This is a genomic window from Marinimicrobium hydrolyticum (genome assembly GCF_030848505.1).
Taxonomy (GTDB): domain Bacteria; phylum Pseudomonadota; class Gammaproteobacteria; order Pseudomonadales; family Cellvibrionaceae; genus JAVDDU01.
This window is the reverse complement of sequence record NZ_JAVDDU010000010.1, coordinates 127,062-144,611: the sequence shown is the minus strand read 5'-3', so window position 1 is coordinate 144,611 and position 17,550 is coordinate 127,062. Positions and strand designations below refer to the sequence as shown.

The 17,550-nt window shown below is 55.2% G+C and carries 11 protein-coding genes; 10 read left to right on the top strand and 1 reads right to left on the bottom strand.

The features are described 5' to 3' along the window. Positions 1-491 precede the first annotated feature (491 nt). The 3 genes from fliS (at position 492) to RBH33_RS15420 (ending at position 2,852) form a co-directional block, all read left to right on the top strand. The gene (gene fliS, locus RBH33_RS15430) at positions 492-884 is read left to right on the top strand and encodes a flagellar export chaperone FliS (protein ID WP_306733111.1); all 393 of its coding nucleotides are present in this window, start codon (positions 492-494) and stop codon (positions 882-884) included. 1 nt (position 885) lies between these two features. Further along, positions 886-1,161, top strand: coding sequence for a hypothetical protein (locus RBH33_RS15425; RefSeq protein ID WP_306733110.1), 276 nt, complete (start codon positions 886-888; stop codon positions 1,159-1,161). A 248-nt stretch (positions 1,162-1,409) separates the two neighbouring features. Continuing rightward, the gene (locus RBH33_RS15420) at positions 1,410-2,852 is read left to right on the top strand and encodes a sigma-54 dependent transcriptional regulator (protein WP_306733109.1); all 1,443 of its coding nucleotides are present in this window, start codon (positions 1,410-1,412) and stop codon (positions 2,850-2,852) included. Between the two features lie 704 nt (positions 2,853-3,556). Here RBH33_RS15420 and RBH33_RS15415 read toward each other — a convergent pair. Continuing rightward, positions 3,557-4,864, bottom strand: a complete 1,308-nt coding sequence (locus RBH33_RS15415) for a DEAD/DEAH box helicase (RefSeq protein ID WP_306733108.1) — start codon at positions 4,862-4,864, stop codon at positions 3,557-3,559. A gap of 397 nt (positions 4,865-5,261) precedes the next feature. Here RBH33_RS15415 and RBH33_RS15410 point away from each other — a divergent pair, with 397 nt between their 5' ends. The 7 genes from RBH33_RS15410 to fliG all read left to right on the top strand — a co-directional run bounded on the left by RBH33_RS15410 (position 5,262) and on the right by fliG (position 17,548). Next, complete coding sequence (locus tag RBH33_RS15410) at positions 5,262-6,497, top strand: sensor histidine kinase (RefSeq protein WP_306733107.1); 1,236 nt, start codon at positions 5,262-5,264, stop codon at positions 6,495-6,497. Between the two features lie 23 nt (positions 6,498-6,520). Continuing rightward, on the top strand, positions 6,521-7,990 hold the full coding sequence (locus tag RBH33_RS15405; protein WP_306733106.1) for a sigma-54-dependent transcriptional regulator: 1,470 nt from the start codon (positions 6,521-6,523) through the stop codon (positions 7,988-7,990). A 287-nt stretch (positions 7,991-8,277) separates the two neighbouring features. After that, positions 8,278-12,000 carry a PAS domain S-box protein gene (locus tag RBH33_RS15400; protein WP_306733105.1) on the top strand — a complete coding sequence of 1,241 codons (3,723 nt, stop codon included), beginning with the start codon at positions 8,278-8,280 and terminating at the stop codon, positions 11,998-12,000. Between the two features lie 32 nt (positions 12,001-12,032). Then, positions 12,033-13,649: an EAL domain-containing protein gene (locus RBH33_RS15395; RefSeq protein ID WP_306733104.1), complete on the top strand. Its 1,617-nt coding sequence runs from the start codon at positions 12,033-12,035 to the stop codon at positions 13,647-13,649. 750 nt (positions 13,650-14,399) lie between these two features. After that, positions 14,400-14,759, top strand: a complete 360-nt coding sequence (fliE, locus tag RBH33_RS15390; RefSeq protein ID WP_306733103.1) for a flagellar hook-basal body complex protein FliE — start codon at positions 14,400-14,402, stop codon at positions 14,757-14,759. Between the two features lie 61 nt (positions 14,760-14,820). Continuing rightward, positions 14,821-16,497, top strand: a complete 1,677-nt coding sequence (gene fliF, locus RBH33_RS15385; RefSeq protein ID WP_373568278.1) for a flagellar basal-body MS-ring/collar protein FliF — start codon at positions 14,821-14,823, stop codon at positions 16,495-16,497. 13 nt (positions 16,498-16,510) lie between these two features. Continuing rightward, positions 16,511-17,548, top strand: coding sequence for a flagellar motor switch protein FliG (fliG, locus tag RBH33_RS15380; protein WP_306733101.1), 1,038 nt, complete (start codon positions 16,511-16,513; stop codon positions 17,546-17,548). Positions 17,549-17,550: the final 2 nt, after the last annotated feature.

Here is a 17,550-nt window from a genome sequence, read left to right as displayed (position 1 = left end):
TCAGCAAATGGATCCCCGCTTGCGCGGGGATGACGGTAGGATGATCGCGGGCTTTCCTGGTTTTTTAAAGTTGCCACCTTCTCGTCATTCCCGCGAAAGCGGGAATCCAGTACCGGTCCATCAAGTCCCCCAGTACAGCAATAGCAGCTTTCCAACCAATCCCGTTATGCTAAGCTCTTTTTGGACTATCGAGGGCACCATAGCTGTTGTTTGGCTCGAAGGCGGGTGCGGGAGATTGAGTTTCGGAACCTTCGCGCCATGGAGGGCGCGCAGGAGCCACAGGGAAGTGTTTACCGCGTTTCCGAAACTCAATCTCCCGTAGCCGCCGATCCAGCAGAATACGATGCACTTTCCTTCCGGTCTTGAAGACAAACAAGAGGAACCTGTAAAACCAAAAAATCTCACCCCTATCCCTAAAGTTCCCCCCTCACTCGCCGTTAGCCTTATCACTGACTTATGCGGTATTTCACACAACTGACGGGATAACAATTATGAATGCCTACGCTCGAGCGGCTCAAAATTACAGTTCGGTAAAAGTGCAGTCCAGTGTGACCGACGCCTCGCCACATCGCCTCGTACAAATGCTGTTTGAAGGCGCCCTGGAGCGCATCGCCCAGGCCAAAGGCGCCATGGCACGCAAAGAAATAGAGCGAAAAGGTGAGTTGATCAGCAAAGCCATCAACATCGTCGGCGGATTGCTGGGCAGCCTGAACGACAAAGAAGGGGGCGAACTGGCCGCTAACCTCGACGGCGTGTACGACTACATCATACGTCGCCTCGTTCAAGCGAACTACGAAAACAACACCGAAATCCTGGATGAATGCGGCCGCCTTCTGGCGGAGCTGAAATCCGCTTGGGATAGCATTGCTGTGGAAACACGCTGAAATGGCCCTGCAGCTGGCCGCCGAGCCTGACTACCGGGGTGCCCCTGGACTGGCACTGCTGCGCCAAATGCAGAGGGACATAATCAGCGCCCTCCAGGCGGAAGACTGGCTGCGGGTGCGCGAGCTGGACCGATCCTGCGCCGCATTGGTCGAGAAAATCGTCGCTGCCAATGGGGATGATCCGTCGACCCTGGTACAGGCTCTGAGTGAGCTGAAAGGCGTCTACGCTAACCTCATTCAGCAATGCCACCGGGAAGCAAAGGCAATGGCGTTGTAGAGCAGAAAATTGACGGCGCCCTAAGTGGCGCCGTTTTCATCCCAAGGTCCTCCTCAGGCCCCATATCCCGTACAAAACCCCCTTCGTTCGGAATTCCGACCATCCCGGCTGCCCAGCTTTGGCAAACTTCAGGGGTGTCATAAATTTGACTAGGCGTTATTATGCGACTATTACTAACGTTGATTCAGATGGTACGCGGCAGCGACGGGTATCTACGACAATAACGACAAACGAAGGGCACGAGTGGTATGGGGCCTAATGATTGGGTACTGGTCGTCGACGACAATGAAACACGTCGGCACGAATTGGGCATAATTTTAGAGTTTTTGGGCCAGTCCACGCGGTGTACCGGCTGGGCAGGGTGGCAGCAGGCAGTAGAAGAAGTGGGGCCCGCTGACTGCGCCACCGTGTTCCTCGGCAATATCCAGACCCTGGACGTACTCGAGAAGCAGCTTCGGACTTTAAGATCTTGGAAGGGCGAATTGCCCGTGGTTCTTTTGGGCGAGGCCCCGGACGGCGTTCAGGAGCTGGAACCCGAACTGTCTCGTATGTTGATCGATACCCTCAGTATCCCCCCTACCTACAATGCGCTGCTGGATGTTTTGCATCGCTGCCAGCTTTATTATCACGCTCAGATGGACAAGCAGCGCCAGCAGCAACGCCGCCCCGTTCATTTGTTCCGCAGCCTCGTGGGAACCAGCCGGGAAATCCAGCACGTTCGACAGATGATGGCACAGGTGGCAGACAAAGATGTGTCTGTGCTGATCACCGGTGAGTCCGGCACGGGCAAAGAAGTGGTGGCTCGTAACCTTCACTACAATTCACCACGCCGGGATAAGCCGTTTGTGCCGGTGAACTGCGGCGCGATTCCCGCTGAGCTACTGGAAAGCGAGCTGTTTGGTCACGAAAAGGGCGCCTTTACCGGCGCCATCAACGCCCGTGCAGGCCGTTTTGAGCTGGCCGAAGGCGGCACGCTGTTTTTGGACGAAATCGGGGATATGCCACTCACCATGCAGGTGAAGATTCTGCGCGTATTGCAGGAGCGCTGTTTCGAGCGCGTGGGCAGCAACAAAACCGTCCCCAGTGATGTGCGCATCATCGCCGCGACTCACCGGGATTTGGAGACAATGATTACGGAAGACACCTTCCGGGAAGATTTGTACTACCGCTTAAATGTATTCCCCATTGAGCTGCCTTCACTGAAGGAGCGCTCTGAAGATATTCCCCTCCTAATCAACGAATTGATTTCTCGCATGGAAAGTGAGGAGCGTGGTTCATTACGTTTTAACTCGGCGGCGATTTTGTCCCTATGCCGTCACCCCTGGAGCGGTAACGTACGTGAGCTAGCCAATCTGGTGGAGCGCATGGCGATCATTCAGCCTTTTGGTGTGGTCGGCGTTCAGGATTTACCACCCAAGTATCGCCACGTTGAAGTGGCGGACGAGGAGTTCGCCCCCGCGGAAAGCGAACCGACGGTCAATGGTAGTGCCGGTTATATTAATCCCAACGACACGCCGTTACTGCCGGAGCAGGGCATCGATTTGCGCGATTACATTACCGGGCTGGAGAAGGATTTGATTCAGCAGGCACTTAATGATTGCGGAGGCGTAGTAGCGCGAGCTGCCGAAAAACTCAGCATTCGCCGCACGACATTAGTGGAAAAGATGCGTAAGTATGGGTTGCAGAGGTAACTGTTTGTCACTTCCTCGTCATTCCCGCGAAGGCGGGAATCCATTTGCCCAGCGACATGGGTGCGAGATGAAGAAGAATTTCGTTTCGGGTCTCTAGTTGAAACTCGAATAAACTGAAAGTAGGGGCGGTTGGGTACGTTATTCTGATTTCGGCGCGCTTGTCGAATGGTGGGGGTTGGGTTTGGCGATCTACCTCCGGGACACGCCGAACTAATCGTCAGGAAAGACGATTAGCACAGCCGAAGGCTGCCCGTAGGGCTGGGCACACGGATGTGCCCAGTGAAATACTTCCGTGTAGGCTCGGATGCAGCATCCATGCTGCATACGGTCCCGGAGATAGCTCCCCAAACCTTTACGGGACGTTAGGTGCCACTAAGCATTCCAACCGCCCCCGTGCCAATTGCATCGTTTTGCCTTACCCAATGCTTGGTTTTTACATAACCTAGTGGATCCCATGCCCAACTTCCTTATTTCCCGAAGCGTCCAGGATGGCACAGCGGAGAGTGGGGCAGGCATTCCCGGACTGTATGCGGCATGGATGCCGCATCCAAGCCTACACGGACGTATTTACGGCGTGTCCGGGTGTGCCTGCCCCACTCGCAGCACTCAACCAAAGCATCAAACAATCAGCACTCAACCAAAGCATCAAACAATCAGCACTCAACCAACGCATCAAACAACCAGCATTCGACTAAGACCGCGACTTAACGCCGACCCCGCGATGCCGTACGCGGTTGATTACCGTTAGCAGGTTTACGACGGGCGTTTCCAGGTTGACCGCTATTGGCGCGCTGGCCACTTCGTGGGTTACCCGCGCGCGGCGCATTGCGACCCGCAGGTTTGCGGCCGAGCTGAATCGGTTCTGGGCGGATGGTCGGATCGGGTTCAAAGCCTTCAATAACCTGCTTCTTCACCTGAGCCTTCAACAAGCGCTCGATATCCCGCATAAAACTGTGCTCATCCACACATACCAGCGATACCGCAATACCTTCACGCTCCGCGCGGCCCGTACGGCCAATACGGTGCACGTAATCTTCCGGCACGTTGGGCAACTCGTAGTTGACCACATAGGGCAACTGATCGATATCGATACCACGCGCGGCGATATCCGTGGCTACCAGAGCGCGAACGCGACCGTTTTTAAAATCGGCTAGCGCTTTGGTGCGCGCGCCTTGGCTTTTATTGCCGTGGATCGCAGCGGCACTGATACCGTCTTGTTGCAATTGTTCAGTCAGACGGTTGGCACCGTGTTTGGTGCGGGTAAACACCAGCACCTGGCGCCAGTTGCCTGTACCAATCAGGTGTGACAACAGCTCGCGCTTGCGCTGACGGTCAACCGGGTGCACTACCTGAGTAATACGCTCCGCCGCTGTGTTGCGCGGGGCCACTTCAATCAAATCAGGCTTATTCAGCAACTGATCCGCCAGAGCTTTGATGTCATCGGAAAAAGTCGCCGAGAACAAAAGGGTTTGACGCTGCTTAGGCAGCATGGCCAGCACTTTGCGGATATCGTGGATAAAGCCCATGTCCAGCATGCGATCGGCTTCGTCGAGAATCAGTGTTTCCACTTCTCTCAACGTCACCGCGTTTTGCTGAATCAAATCCAGTAAACGACCGGGTGTTGCCACCAGAATATCCACGCCTTTGCGCAGCTTCATCATTTGCGGATTGATGCTTACGCCACCAAATACCACGGTTGAACGCAGCGGCAGGTGTTGGCCATAGGTGCGCACACTGTCGTGCACCTGGGCCGCCAATTCGCGGGTTGGGGTAAGAATAAGGGCGCGCACCGGGCGTTTGCCCTCGGGCACTTCTTTGCGGCTGAGTTTTTCCAGCAGCGGCAGGGTAAAGCCTGCGGTTTTGCCAGTACCGGTTTGGGCGGCGGCCATCAGATCGCCACCTTCAAGTACAGTTGGAATCGCTTTGGCCTGAATGGGCGTAGGCGAAGTGTAGCCAGCGTCCGCAAGCGCACGCAGCAGTTCGGCACGCAGGCCGAGATCGGTAAAATTCATTGAGGATTTCCTGTGGCTCAGCCCACCAAGCGAGTTGGCACGGTCTGGGAGAGCACTTTTTGAGTCGCGACAGGTGGGTTTGTGTACCTCAACCAACGCGAAAGTGAAAGGCGGTGCCGACCGAAGGGCACCGAGCGCGGAGTCTATCACCCTGTTGTGGGATCCGCTACCAAAACTACGCCTTTCTTCAAAATAATGACAACCATTGGATTCACCTCGTCTCGCTATCCTAGCGCCAGACACGTCAACAATTTGACCGGCAACCCTGCGGTGCCAGCGTAACTTATTGAAAATGTTAGAAAACTATCGTTGGCACTGCATTTGCAATATCCCTGCTTAGAACTCTGACTGGGCGTGTTTCTTGACGCCCAATCCCGTAAACAGCAGGAGTGAGACCATGGCCAAAGTGTCGGCCAGCGCGGAAATGCTCAGTAAAGCGGCCGTTGTGGCGTTACGCCCCGACGAAGCTGCGGGTCAGGATGAGTCCAAGAAAACTCAAGACCTCAAGCAGGCATTTGAGCTGTTCAACGACATGTCCCAGCAGTTGGTGGAGTCTTACCATTTGCTGGAAGATCGGGTTACCGAACTGAATCGCGAGCTGATCAGTGTTTCTGATCAGCGCATGCAAGAGCTCGCAGAAAAAGAAAAACTGGCTCATCGTCTGGAGAGCTTGCTCAACTTTTTGCCCGGCGGGGTAGTGGTGCTGGATTCCTCCGGCCGGGTATCCGAGTGCAATCCCGCTGCCCTGGAATTGCTGGGTGAGCCCCTGCAGGGCGAATTGTGGCGTGACGTCATCGGCCGCAGTTTTATGCCCCGACGCGACGACGGTCACGAAGTGTCTCTGCACGATGGTCGCCGTATCAGTATTGCCACCCGCGACTTGGGTATCGATGGGCAAATAATCCTTCTCACCGATCAAACAGAAACCCGTCGTCTGCAGACGGAACTGAGCCGGCACGAACGCCTGTCCGCTCTGGGCAAAATGATGTCTGCACTTGCACACCAAATTCGCACACCGCTGTCCGCGGCCATGCTTTACGCGGGTCATTTAACCAACTCCGCCTTGCCGGAAGCGCGAAAACAAGTGTTCGCGGAAAAAATATCCGGGCGCCTCAACCACATCGAACGGCAAGTGCAGGATATGTTGCTGTTCGTCAAAGGTGAATTGCCCCTGGGCGACTTACTCAGTGTCACGGAATTGCAATTGGCGCTGGAGGAAGCCATGGAAGTGCCTTTGATGACCTCCCATTCCGAATGCACGTGGGACGTGCAGTGCCGGGACAAATACCTGCAGTGCAATCGCGAAGCTTTGGTGGGTGCGCTGATCAATTTGGTGAACAACGGTATTCAGGCTGTTGGGACCGGCGCCGTTCTGCACTTGAGTTTTGAACAATTCGACAATGACGATGATGAGTGCCTGATGATCAGCCTCACCGATCAGGGCCCGGGTATCGCCCCGGAACTGATGCCTAATTTGGGTGATCTTTTTGTGACCACCAAATCCCAAGGCACCGGTCTGGGCTTGGCGGTGGTGAAGGCCGTCGCACGTGCGCATCGGGGCGCTTTTGATCTTCAGTCCGAGGCGGGCTGCGGTACCTGCGCGCGACTTATTTTGCCCTTGGCGAAAGTCTAACTTTTATTTACGGAGAAGCACCCATGGCTCTGGCTGCCCGAGAAGAACAAGCCGATACCCTCGGCACAATATTGGTAGTGGAAGACGACAATGATCTGCGTGAAGCCCTGTGCGATACCTTGCACCTGGCGGACTATACCGTTGTGGAAGCGGATAGCGCTGAAGAAGCGCTGCGCGTATTGGCCCGAGGATTAGACATTGGCATGATCGTGTCCGATATCAATATGGGGGGTATGAGCGGTCAGGATCTGTTGCGTGAAGTGAAGCGCGACTATCCGCAAATTCCCATGTTATTGATTACCGCTTACGCCAGTATCAGCCAGTCCGTGGATGCCATGAAGCAAGGTGCGGTGGATTATTTGGTTAAACCGTTTGCACCTCAGGTATTGGTGGAAGCTTTGGCGCGCCACTTGGGCGTGGCTCAAGTCAGTGGCGATGAGCCCATCGCCGTTGCCCAAACCAGCCAGCAGTTGTTACAGCTGGCACGTCGGGTGGCCATGTCGGACTCCACAGCGTTGATCGTGGGTGAGTCCGGCACAGGTAAGGAAGTTTTGGCGCGCTACGTTCACAACGCATCGCCCCGGAGCGAGCAACCATTTATCGCCGTTAACTGTGCGGCGATTCCAGAGAATATGCTTGAAGCCATGCTCTTTGGCCATGAAAAAGGTGCCTACACGGGCGCGCATACCAGTGCACCGGGAAAATTTGAACAAGCCAATGGCGGCACCTTGCTGTTGGATGAAATATCCGAAATGGATATTGGCCTGCAAGCGAAGTTGTTGCGCGTGTTGCAAGAGCGGGAAGTGGAACGCGTGGGTGGCCGCAAAACCATTAAGCTGGATGTGCGGGTAATCGCCACCTCCAACCGCGACATGCGCGCCCAAGTCGTGGAAGGGAAATTTCGCGAAGATTTGTACTATCGATTGAGCGTACTTCCGTTGCAGTGGGCGCCACTTCGCGACCGTAAAGAAGACATTATTCCCCTGGCGGAAAAGCTTTTGGTAAAACACGCGCAAAAGCAGAATCGCGGTAGAGTCCGATTGTCGGACAATGCCCGACAAGCCCTGTTGGCCTATCCGTGGCCGGGTAATGTGCGCGAGCTGGACAATGTGGTTCAACGCGCTCTGATACTGCAGCCAGGCCATAGCATAGACGCCGCTGACTTGGCGCTGGAGGGCACAACCGTCTATAGCCAGAAACCGGATTTGATGCAGGCCGCTGAGCAAGCCGCATTGCAAGTGCAAAATCAGGAGTACGCGCCTGTCAACGTGCCGATAGCGCCAAACGAAGCATTTGCAGTGGAGACGCTCGCGGATGAGAGTCCGGCTTTGGGCAACGACCTCAAACAGCGCGAATACGAAATCATCATGGATACGCTCAAGCGGGTGGGTGGAAGCCGTAAGAAAACCGCCGAGCGCCTGGGCATTAGCGCACGCACCTTGCGTTATAAAGTCGCGCGCCTAAAAGAGGCTGGCTTTGCTATTGATGGTTGAAGTGTTCGATACTAACCCTGCCTACTACCACTGAGCGCAAGGCTCGTCTTACTCGTGGTTTTAATGAGGACTGCTTCACCGCAGGCAGTCCTTACTCGGAATGAAAAATGCGACATGCATTGTTTAGCTGTGCTATGTTTACAGGAGCGCACGCCATCGAGGGTTAAGTCAGACTGATGGCTGAGTAATCAGGGCTTATTGCGTTATAACCCTGTATTTTTTTGTGTAGCTGAATTTTCTATTCTGGTTATATGCGGTGAGCGGGTCATCGTAATGGATTCGGACTTATGAGGCTAAGATCTTGGCAGGACGCTAGCAGCGGAGTTCGCTTCAAACGCCGGGTGCTGGGTTGCACGGTTGTGGCTTTGCTCATGGCCGCTGTACTCACGGGCCTGCATTTTCATCACAAGCAGCAATTTTTTCATGCCGCTACTGTGGTCAGTGATTTGGGCTATGCCAAAGTCAATTTGCTGCAGGGTTACCTTCATCTCAGTTTGGATGGCGACGACCAGTCCACCTGGGAAGCAGAGCAAGGTTATCTTTTAGTAACCGGCGCCTTAGACACCTATGAACGACTGATCACCCTGCCGGAATTTAATCGCCTCGAGAGTTTTCAGCCACGCCTTCGGGAAGTTAGCCGCCAAATAGATCTAGTGCGCCACTTGCTAGCCGATGTCCATTCGGGCGTCATATCCCCCAGAAATACAAACCTGCAAGAAGCCATTGCGGAACTTTCGCAACTCGGCGCGGAGCTGGATCAGCATGTCCGAGTGGCTACTTTGGGCATGTTGGATCAGCAAGATCGTTTTTTTTGGGTAGCGCTGGTACTCGCCATCGCACTGCTCTTGGTGGTGTTGGTGTTTATTCTGAACACCGAGCGTGCGCGTTTGAAATCGGAGCTACTGGTTCGAGAAAATGAGGAGCGTTTTCGACAACTAGCCGAACACGTATCCGAGGTATTTTGGCTGCGGGATGTTAAGAGTGGGGAGATGCTCTATATTTCTCCAGCCTACGAACGACTCTGGGGGCAATCCTGCGATGCCCTATACCGAAATGCATCCGAATGGCTTGATCGAATTCACCCCGAAGATCGGGCGCGTGTTAAGAAGGCCTCGCTCACTGAAGAGCACGGCGGCTACCACGAAGTGTACCGCCTGACTCGGCCAGGTGGCGCAGAGTGCTGGGTAGAAGACAGAGCGTTTCCAATTCGGGATGCCGATGGTCAGATCTATCGGGTTGCAGGTCTGGCGGCGGATATTACCGAGCGTAAAGCCAACGAAGCGAAAATGAAACAGTTGGCACACCGGCTCGCGGTGACCTTGGAAAGCATTACCGATATATTCTACACCACAGATAAAAATTGGAACTTTACCTACATCAACACCCAGGCCGAGAATTTTCTACGCCACCCCCGAAGGGAGTTGTTGGGCCGCAATTTGTGGGATACCTTTCCCGCGCTAAGAAATAGCGAGTTTGAAACCCAGTTTCGAGCCGCAGCCGAGTCGAACACGAAGACCTCCTTTCAGGCGTACTATGAGCCCTGGAAAGTCTGGTTTCGATCCAGTGTGTATCCTTCCAATGAAGGGTTTGCCGTTTATTTGCAGGACGTCACCGCCAGCCGAGAAGCTGAACAGCAATTACGCCTGCTGGAAACCTGCGTGCAGCACATGAACGATATGGTGTTGATCACAGAAGCCCACCCGCTGGATGAGCCCGGCCCCCGAATTCTTTTTGCCAATGCCGCGTTTACAAAACACACCGGCTACGCCCAGGAAGAGGTGTTGGGAAAGTCCCCGCGTTTTTTGCAAGGGCCAAAGACTCAGCGGGCGGAGCTGGATCGATTGCGCTCATCTTTAGAAGCAGCGCAACCGGTTCGAATTGAGGTGATCAACTACAAAAAGAACGGCGAAGAATTCTGGGTGGAAATGGATTTGGTTCCTTTGCACGATGATTCCGGTAATTACACGCATTGTGTGGCCGTACAAAGGGATGTTACAGAACGCAAGTTGGCGGAAGCGGAGCGAGAGCGCATTGCAGAACTAGAACAAGCGCACAAGTTATCGGAACTGGCGAATCAGACCAAGTCAGAATTTCTAGCGACCATGAGCCACGAAATCCGTACGCCGATCAATGGTGTGATTGGTATGGTGGAAGTGCTGCAGGAATCGCCCCTAAAGTCGTACCAAACTGAGATCGTAGACGTTATTCGCGAATCCGCTCAATCGCTACTGGCCATTGTGGACGATATTCTCGACCTTTCTAAACTGGAAGCGGGCAAGCTGGAACTTGAGTCACAGCCGGTTTCGCTGTTCCACCTCTTGAAAAACGTCTGCCTTATGCTCGACCGCGTGGCGGAAAGTCACGCCGTGGAACTCACCCTTTTTACTGATCCGCGCCTTCCCGAAGTGGTTGGAGATGAGCTTCGCTTGCGGCAAATTTTAATTAACCTGCTCAGCAATGCCATTAAGTTTTCCAGTGGCGGAGAGCGTCCGGGGCGTGTATCGATACGGGCCTATTGCCAGGATCGAAGCGCGCTTGACAGGGTGCAAGTGGTATTCCGCGTTATCGACAACGGTATTGGCATGACAGGCAAAACTCTGTCGCGCTTGTTCAGCCCCTTTGTCCAAGCGGATGCCTCCACTACGCGGCACTACGGTGGCACGGGTTTGGGGTTGACCATTACCCGTAATCTAGTGGACGCCATGGGTGGAGATATCAAAGTGTCCAGCGAGTTTGGGGTGGGCACGGAATTTCGCGTGGCGTTGAGTTTGCCGGTCAATTCTTCAGCATCGGAACCCGAGCCCCTGCCCGATGTATCTGGGCTGGTGTGCGCCATCGTAGGCAGGCATGGAAGCCTGGCCGAGGACTTGGCCACTTACCTCACAGCAGCGGGGGCTAAGGCGGACTGGTTCCAGGAAGATGTAGGCAGTCTCGGCCCTGGTGGCATAGAGGATCGCGGTTACGACATTTGGATCGTTGATACCGAGCAGGCTCACCAAGACGAGAGCAGCGCGCAGGAGCGGGCGGACCGATGCTTGGCGTTGGGCATTCCCTGTTTGGTGGTTGACCGGGGGCGGCGCCGTAAAGCCCGCTGGGAAAACACGCATTTGATGTCCATTGACGGCAATGTGCTGGATCGGTCGGAGTTTTTTCGGGCGGTCGCCATGGCTACGGGGAGACTGCATAATGAAGTCAATGAATCCCGACACACCGACCCTTGTCGCCCTTCGCTGCCGCTACCTAACCGTGAAGCGGCTTTGCAGCAACAGCGGTTGATCCTTGTCGCCGAAGACAACGACATAAACCGCAAACTTATGGTGCGCCAGTTGGCTATGCTCGGGCACGCCGCGGATTTGGCGTGTAACGGGCGGGAAGCCTTGGACATGTGGCGCGTCGGCACTTACGCGCTGGTAATTACGGATTTGCACATGCCGGATATGGATGGCTATGCGCTCGCGCAAGCCATACGTGCTGAAGAGAGCGGTACCTCCGTGCCCATCATCGCTCTAAGTGCCAATGCCACCCCTGGCCAGGAAGAGCGTTGCCGTACAGCCGGTATTGACGCTTTCCTGGTTAAACCTGCCTCCCTGGCGGATTTAGAGGCAGAGTTGGAGGGTCGGTTACCGGCGGTTGGCTCGGAATCAGACTCAACCGCCGCAACGGATACTGAGGCCCCCCTGGACCTTTCTGTATTAGAGGAATTGGTAGGGGAAGAGCCTGAGGTGGTCAAAGAGTTCTTGCAGGATTTTCGCGTGAATTGCGCCAAACTCGCCGCGGAAATACGGATTGCTACCGCAGCGGATGATCTGGCGGCACTCGGCTCTGCGGCCCATTCTTTAAAGTCATCCGCACGCACGGTGGGTGGGGTGACCTTGGGGAATCTTTGCGAGCGCCTGGAAGCCCTGGGCAAATCTGACGACCCAGAGGAATTGACTGCCCTGATGCTTGAGTTTGAAACTGAGATTGGGGCGGTGGAAAGGTATCTTGATGAATGTTTGACTGACGCTTAATCGCGTTTGCGTTAATGTAATGAGAGAGGTTTATGCACCCATCCGCCGTGAATATTTTAGCCATTGACGACGACGCCTTTATGCTCAAAGTGCTGGAGAAGGCTTTGGGCGAACAGGGTTTTACCTCCGTCGTCTCGTGTCTTGGGGGCCGGCAGGCGTTGGAGTGGTTCGATGCTCAGCCGAAGCCGCCCGCCGTGGTTGTGCTTGACCTTAAAATGCCGGAGATGGACGGCATAGAATTCCTACGTCACCTAGTGGAGCGCAAATTCCAGGGGCACCTGTTGTTGATCAGCGGCCAGGACGAGGCCATGTTGCGGAGCGCAGAGAAGCTGGTCAAAGCACACAATATGGAAATTCTAGGTTATCTACACAAACCGGTAAAACCCGGATTGCTCGCCGAACTACTGGGTAAACTACCCAATCTGTCAGGTCCCTTGGCCAAGAATGCTGTGCGTCACTACGAACCCGCGCGATTGCGCGAAGCCATTGCCAAGGGAGAGCTGGTCAACTACTACCAGCCCATCGTCTCCGTAAAAACCGGGCAACCGGAATCCGTCGAAGCATTGGTGCGCTGGGAGCACCCCGATGATGGGCTGGTGCCGCCAGATGTGTTTATCGGTCTGGCGGAAGAAAACGATTTGATCGATGCCTTGGCCGAGGCCGTTATCGATATGGCGATAGCTCAGATAAAGGTGTGGCGCTCCCAGGGGATCAAACTTCCGGTGGGCATCAACCTATCTATGGAAAACCTGTCTAAGGTTGAGTTCGCTGACACATTCAGTTCCAAAGTGGAGGCGGCTGGCCTGTCCCCAGGGCAGTTTATTTTGGAGGTTACCGAGAGCCGCGCCATGCGCGACCCAGCCGCCACCTTGGACAATTTAACGCGCCTGCGCCTGAAAGGCTTTGTGCTGGCCATTGATGATTTCGGCACGGGCTATTCATCGCTTGCGCACTTGCGGGATTTGCCCTTCAACAAATTCAAACTGGACCGGACTTTTGTGCACAACGCCTGGAGTGAGGGCCGGGTTCGATCCATGTTCGATACCAGCTTGAACCTTGCCAAGGATTTGGATTTGCAGGTTATCGCGGAGGGGGTGGAGACTCAGGAAGACTGGGTGTTTATCCGTACCACGCGCTGCGATCAGGCACAAGGTTACCTGATCGCCAAACCCATGCCAGCGGACGATATCGCTCCCTGGTTAAAAGTATGGAATCAACGCTTGCGCCGTGAATTGGTCCCCGAGTCAGGCGGAGCGATTGCGAGCGGTGAAGGGGCACAGCAAACGGTACTCATCGTTGAAGACAATGAGCTGCAGCGCAAGGTGCAAAATCGTATTCTCAGTGCCGAAAATTTCCGCGTCGTGACCGCTTCCAATGGCCGCGAGGCGCTGGAAATCCTACGCACCTTGCGCCCCGACTTAATTTTTATTGATATTGAGATGCCGGGGATGAGTGGTTTGGATGTGTTGCGTCAGCTGCGCAAAACCCGCGTTTTCGCCAAAACGCCAGTGGTGATTGTTTCCGGCATCAATACAAAGAATGTGGTCAAGAACAGCCTGGAAGCCGGCGCGAACAGTTTTATGGTGAAACCGTTCGATCGCAAAACTCTGGTAGAGCGAGCACGGCAAGCGTTGACGCAGGTTGATTGAGTTTACTTGTCCCAAAGCTCTCCTCTCTATTCACAGCGTCTAGTCATTCCCGCCAACGCGGGAATCCATCTTCGTAGTGGCGCTGAGCCAGTTGCGGGGTATAGGGTTTCGAGTCCAAGTCTCGGTCTCCAGTTTAGAATTCAGGAATCCCGTAAGTTGGGCGATTTGGTAAGCTATTCCAGCTTCGGTATTCTGTTCGAAAGAGGGGGTTGGGTTTGGCGGTCTACCTCCGGGACACGCCGTAGATACTTCCCTGTAGGCTTGGATGCGGCATCCCTGCCGCATACAGTCCCGGAGGTAGCTCCCCAAACCCTTACGGGACGTTGGGTGCCAGTAAGCTTCTCCAATCACCTCCGGTGCCAATAGTGTTGGTTGGTGGTACCCGACGCTGAGTTTTATCTAACCCAAGGGCTCTGAGTTCTTAATTCTCTTATTTCCCGAAACTTCCAGAATGGCACCGCGGAGAGTGGGGCAGGCATTCCCGGACTGTCGCCGACAAGGATGTCGGCGCCAAGCCCCCAGGGAGGGGTCTACAGCGTGTCCGGGTGTGCCTGCCCCACTCGCAGCACTCGACCAAAGCTCTTAATCCATCATGCCCAAACTAAAGCACAACACTTTCGGATCGCTCAACCTCTTCCCGGCAGTTTCCTACCGGCGGCAACAATTGGCCCACTTTGTGCACAAAAGCTGTTAAGCCTCGGCTTGGCACCGTAAACGCCAATTAATTGTCGCAGCAAAGAGAAGATGGTTATGACTGATCGCGTGGATATCAATAACTTACTGCATGAAATGCGCGCCCTGAAGTCCCAGACACAGGCCTTCCAAAAGCCTGAAGGCCTCAAACCCACCGAAATGGGCGGGCTCCGCACACCTGGCACCAGTAAAGTACCGGGTTTTGGCGAGGTCATGGCACAGGCCGTCAATAAAGTGAACGAAACCCAAAAAGCCTCTGGTGCCTTGGCACAGGCCTACGAGCGCGGAGAGCCCGGTGTAGACATCACCGACGTGATGGTAGCGTCACAAAAAGCCAGCGTCTCATTCCAGGCGGCGGTGCAAGTGCGCAACAAATTGGTGGAAGCCTACCGTGACATTATGAACATGCCCATCTAACGGACAACAAGAATAACGGTACCTGACTATGCCTCCTGCAGATTCGCCCGCGACACATGATATGGACATGGCCCCCACGAAAAGTCGGCCTCGGGGTGACCTGTTTGAGGGGTTCAACAACTTGAGCCTTCTTCGTCAGGCCGGCTTGATGGTCGGCCTGGCGGCCAGCGTGGCCATAGGCTTTGCCGTGGTACTGTGGACACAAGGCGAAGACTACCGCCCCCTATACGCTAGTCTGGATCGTCTGGATACCAGTGAAGTGTTCGACATCCTGGATCAAAACCGCATCTCCTACAAAATCGACTCGTCGACCGGCGCCTTATTGGTTCCGGCCAATGATATCCACATGGCCCGTATTCGGCTCGCGGAAGTGGGTGTTCCTGGGCGTCGCTCTCAAGGCTTTGAGCTGATGGATCAGGAGCAACCTCTCGGCACCAGCCAGTTTGTGGAAAGTACCCGCTACCATCGGAGCATCGAAGGGGAGCTCGCGCGCACGATCACCAGCATCAACAGTGTCCGCAGCGCCCGTGTGCACCTGGCCATTCCCAAACGATCGGTGTTTGTCCGGGACGTTCGCCAGCCCAAAGCTTCCGTGTTTCTGGAAGTGTTTCCGGGCCGATCCGTAGAGCCGGCGCAGGTCACGGCGATTATCAATTTAGTGGCTTCGAGCATTGCCGAGTTGGTTCCTGAGGAAGTCACCGTGGTGGATCAGCGGGGCAACCTACTGTCCAAAATGGAAGACAACAAAGAATTGTTACTCGCCGATCGGCAGCGCGCTTATGCGCGTAGAGTGGAAGAGCAAATTGCCAGCCGCGTTAACGGCATCCTGGAGCCCATTCTGGGCTCCGATCGCTACCGCGCCGAAGTCAGTGCCGACATTGATTTTACGGCGGTGGAGCAAGCGGCCGAAACCTTCAATCCGGATCTCGCGGCAATACGCAGTGAACAGATTCTCAACGAGGCGCGCGATGGTGCTGACTTCGGTGTGGGTATTCCCGGCGCCTTAACCAATCAGCCTCCGGGTACCGCCGAGGCGCCAGAACAAATTGACCCGGAAACCGGGCTCCCCGTGCCGGCCGAGCGCCCTCGCAACCGGCGTGAGCAGGCCACGCGCAATTTTGAGCTGGATCGAACCATCAGCTACACCCGCCACCAGCAAGGCCGCATCCAGCGTTTGAGCGTAGCCGTGGTGGTGGACGATAAAGTAGTCATGGGGGAGGAGGGCCAGGAACTGCGCGAGGCCTGGACCGCCGCTGAGATCGAGCGTATGGAGACACTGGTGCGCGATGCCGTGGGCTTCTCTGCGGCGCGCGGCGATAGCGTCAATGTTTTGAACTCCCCGTTCCGGGTACGCGACATCGTGGGCATGGACATTCCGGAAATCCCCTGGTGGCAGGAAGAATGGGTGCTATCCTATTTAAAGCAGGGTGCCGGTGTGTTGGTGATCCTGATGTTGATCTTTGGTTTGCTTCGGCCCGTACTGAAAAACCTAGCCAGCACCGGCGGGCGGATTTCCGAAGAGCAGGAAGCCCGTGAATTGGCTGCCCTTGAAGCGGCCGGCCTGGGTGGTTACGGTGGTAGCTCAGATGAAACCGTTACGCTGACAGGCGGAGCCCTGGGCCTTCCTGGGCCGGAAGAGGGTTACGAGCAACAACTCAATGCCATTAAAGGTTTGGTGGCGGACGATCCGGGCCGAGTGGCCCAGGTGGTAAAAGCCTGGATCAACAAAGACGAATAGCGAGTAAGGGGCCATGAACAACCCGACCGTACCCACCAAGAAAGCCGATGCCCCTGCCACGAATGTAAGCTCCGTGGACAAGGCTGCGATCCTACTGATGTCATTGGGGGAAAGCGATGCAGCGGAAGTGCTGCGCCACCTGGGACCGAAAGAGGTGCAGCGCATCGGCGCGGCCATGTCGCAACTCAAAAACGTCCAGCAGCGCGATGTGCAGTCGGTGATGGGCAGCTTTCTGGAAGAAGTGCGCAACCTGACGGGTTTGGGCACCGATGCCGATAATTACATTCGCAACATGCTGGTCACCGCCCTAGGTGAAGATAAAGCCAGCGGGCTGATCGACCGTATTTTGTTGGGCGGCAATACCTCGGGCCTGGACACCCTCAAGTGGATGGAGCCTCGCTCGGTCGCTGATGTTATTCGCAATGAACACCCGCAGATACAAGCCATTGTGGCGTCCTACCTGGATCCGGACCAGGCGGCGGAAGTGCTTGGCCACCTGAGCGAGAAAATGCGTATCGACATTATGATGCGTATCGCCTCCCTGGATACCGTCCAACCCAGCGCTCTGCAAGAACTGAACGATATTCTCGAACGCCAATTTGCCGGCAACGCCAGCTCCCAAACCAAAGCCGTGGGCGGTTACAAAACCGCCGCGGAAATTATGAACCATTTGGACGGCTCCATTGAGGCGGACCTGATGGACTCCATCAAAGAGCTGGACGAGGACATGGGCAACCAGATTCAGGATCTGATGTTCGTGTTCGACAACCTCAAAGATGTGGACGACCGGGGCGTACAGATGTTGCTGCGGGAGGTGTCCTCCGAGGTGCTGATTGTCGCTCTCAAAGGCGCGGACAACGAGCTGCAGGACAAAATATTCAGCAACATGTCCAAGCGCGCAGGGGAGTTGCTGCGTGATGATCTGGAAGTAAAAGGGCCGGTGCGTCTGTCCGAAGTGGAAGCCGCCCAAAAAGAAATTCTTACCATTGCCCGTCGCATGGCCGATGCTGGCGAAATCGTGCTGGGCAGTAGCGGCGAGAAAATGGTGTAAAA

Bases quoted from the DNA above. Each gene is read 5' to 3' on its own strand.
- fliF (WP_373568278.1), top strand. From the start codon at position 14,821: ATGGACATGGCCCCCACGAAAAGTCGGCCTCGGGGTGACCTGTTTGAG.
- RBH33_RS15410 (WP_306733107.1), top strand. From the start codon at position 5,262: ATGGCCAAAGTGTCGGCCAGCGCGGAAATGCTCAGTAAAGCGGCCGTT.
- fliG (WP_306733101.1), top strand. From the start codon at position 16,511: ATGAACAACCCGACCGTACCCACCAAGAAAGCCGATGCCCCTGCCACG.
- RBH33_RS15395 (WP_306733104.1), top strand. From the start codon at position 12,033: ATGCACCCATCCGCCGTGAATATTTTAGCCATTGACGACGACGCCTTT.
- fliS (WP_306733111.1), top strand. From the start codon at position 492: ATGAATGCCTACGCTCGAGCGGCTCAAAATTACAGTTCGGTAAAAGTG.
- RBH33_RS15425 (WP_306733110.1), top strand. From the start codon at position 886: ATGGCCCTGCAGCTGGCCGCCGAGCCTGACTACCGGGGTGCCCCTGGA.
- RBH33_RS15405 (WP_306733106.1), top strand. From the start codon at position 6,521: ATGGCTCTGGCTGCCCGAGAAGAACAAGCCGATACCCTCGGCACAATA.
- RBH33_RS15415 (WP_306733108.1), bottom strand. From the start codon at position 4,864: ATGAATTTTACCGATCTCGGCCTGCGTGCCGAACTGCTGCGTGCGCTT.
- fliE (WP_306733103.1), top strand. From the start codon at position 14,400: ATGACTGATCGCGTGGATATCAATAACTTACTGCATGAAATGCGCGCC.
- RBH33_RS15420 (WP_306733109.1), top strand. From the start codon at position 1,410: ATGGGGCCTAATGATTGGGTACTGGTCGTCGACGACAATGAAACACGT.
- RBH33_RS15400 (WP_306733105.1), top strand. From the start codon at position 8,278: ATGAGGCTAAGATCTTGGCAGGACGCTAGCAGCGGAGTTCGCTTCAAA.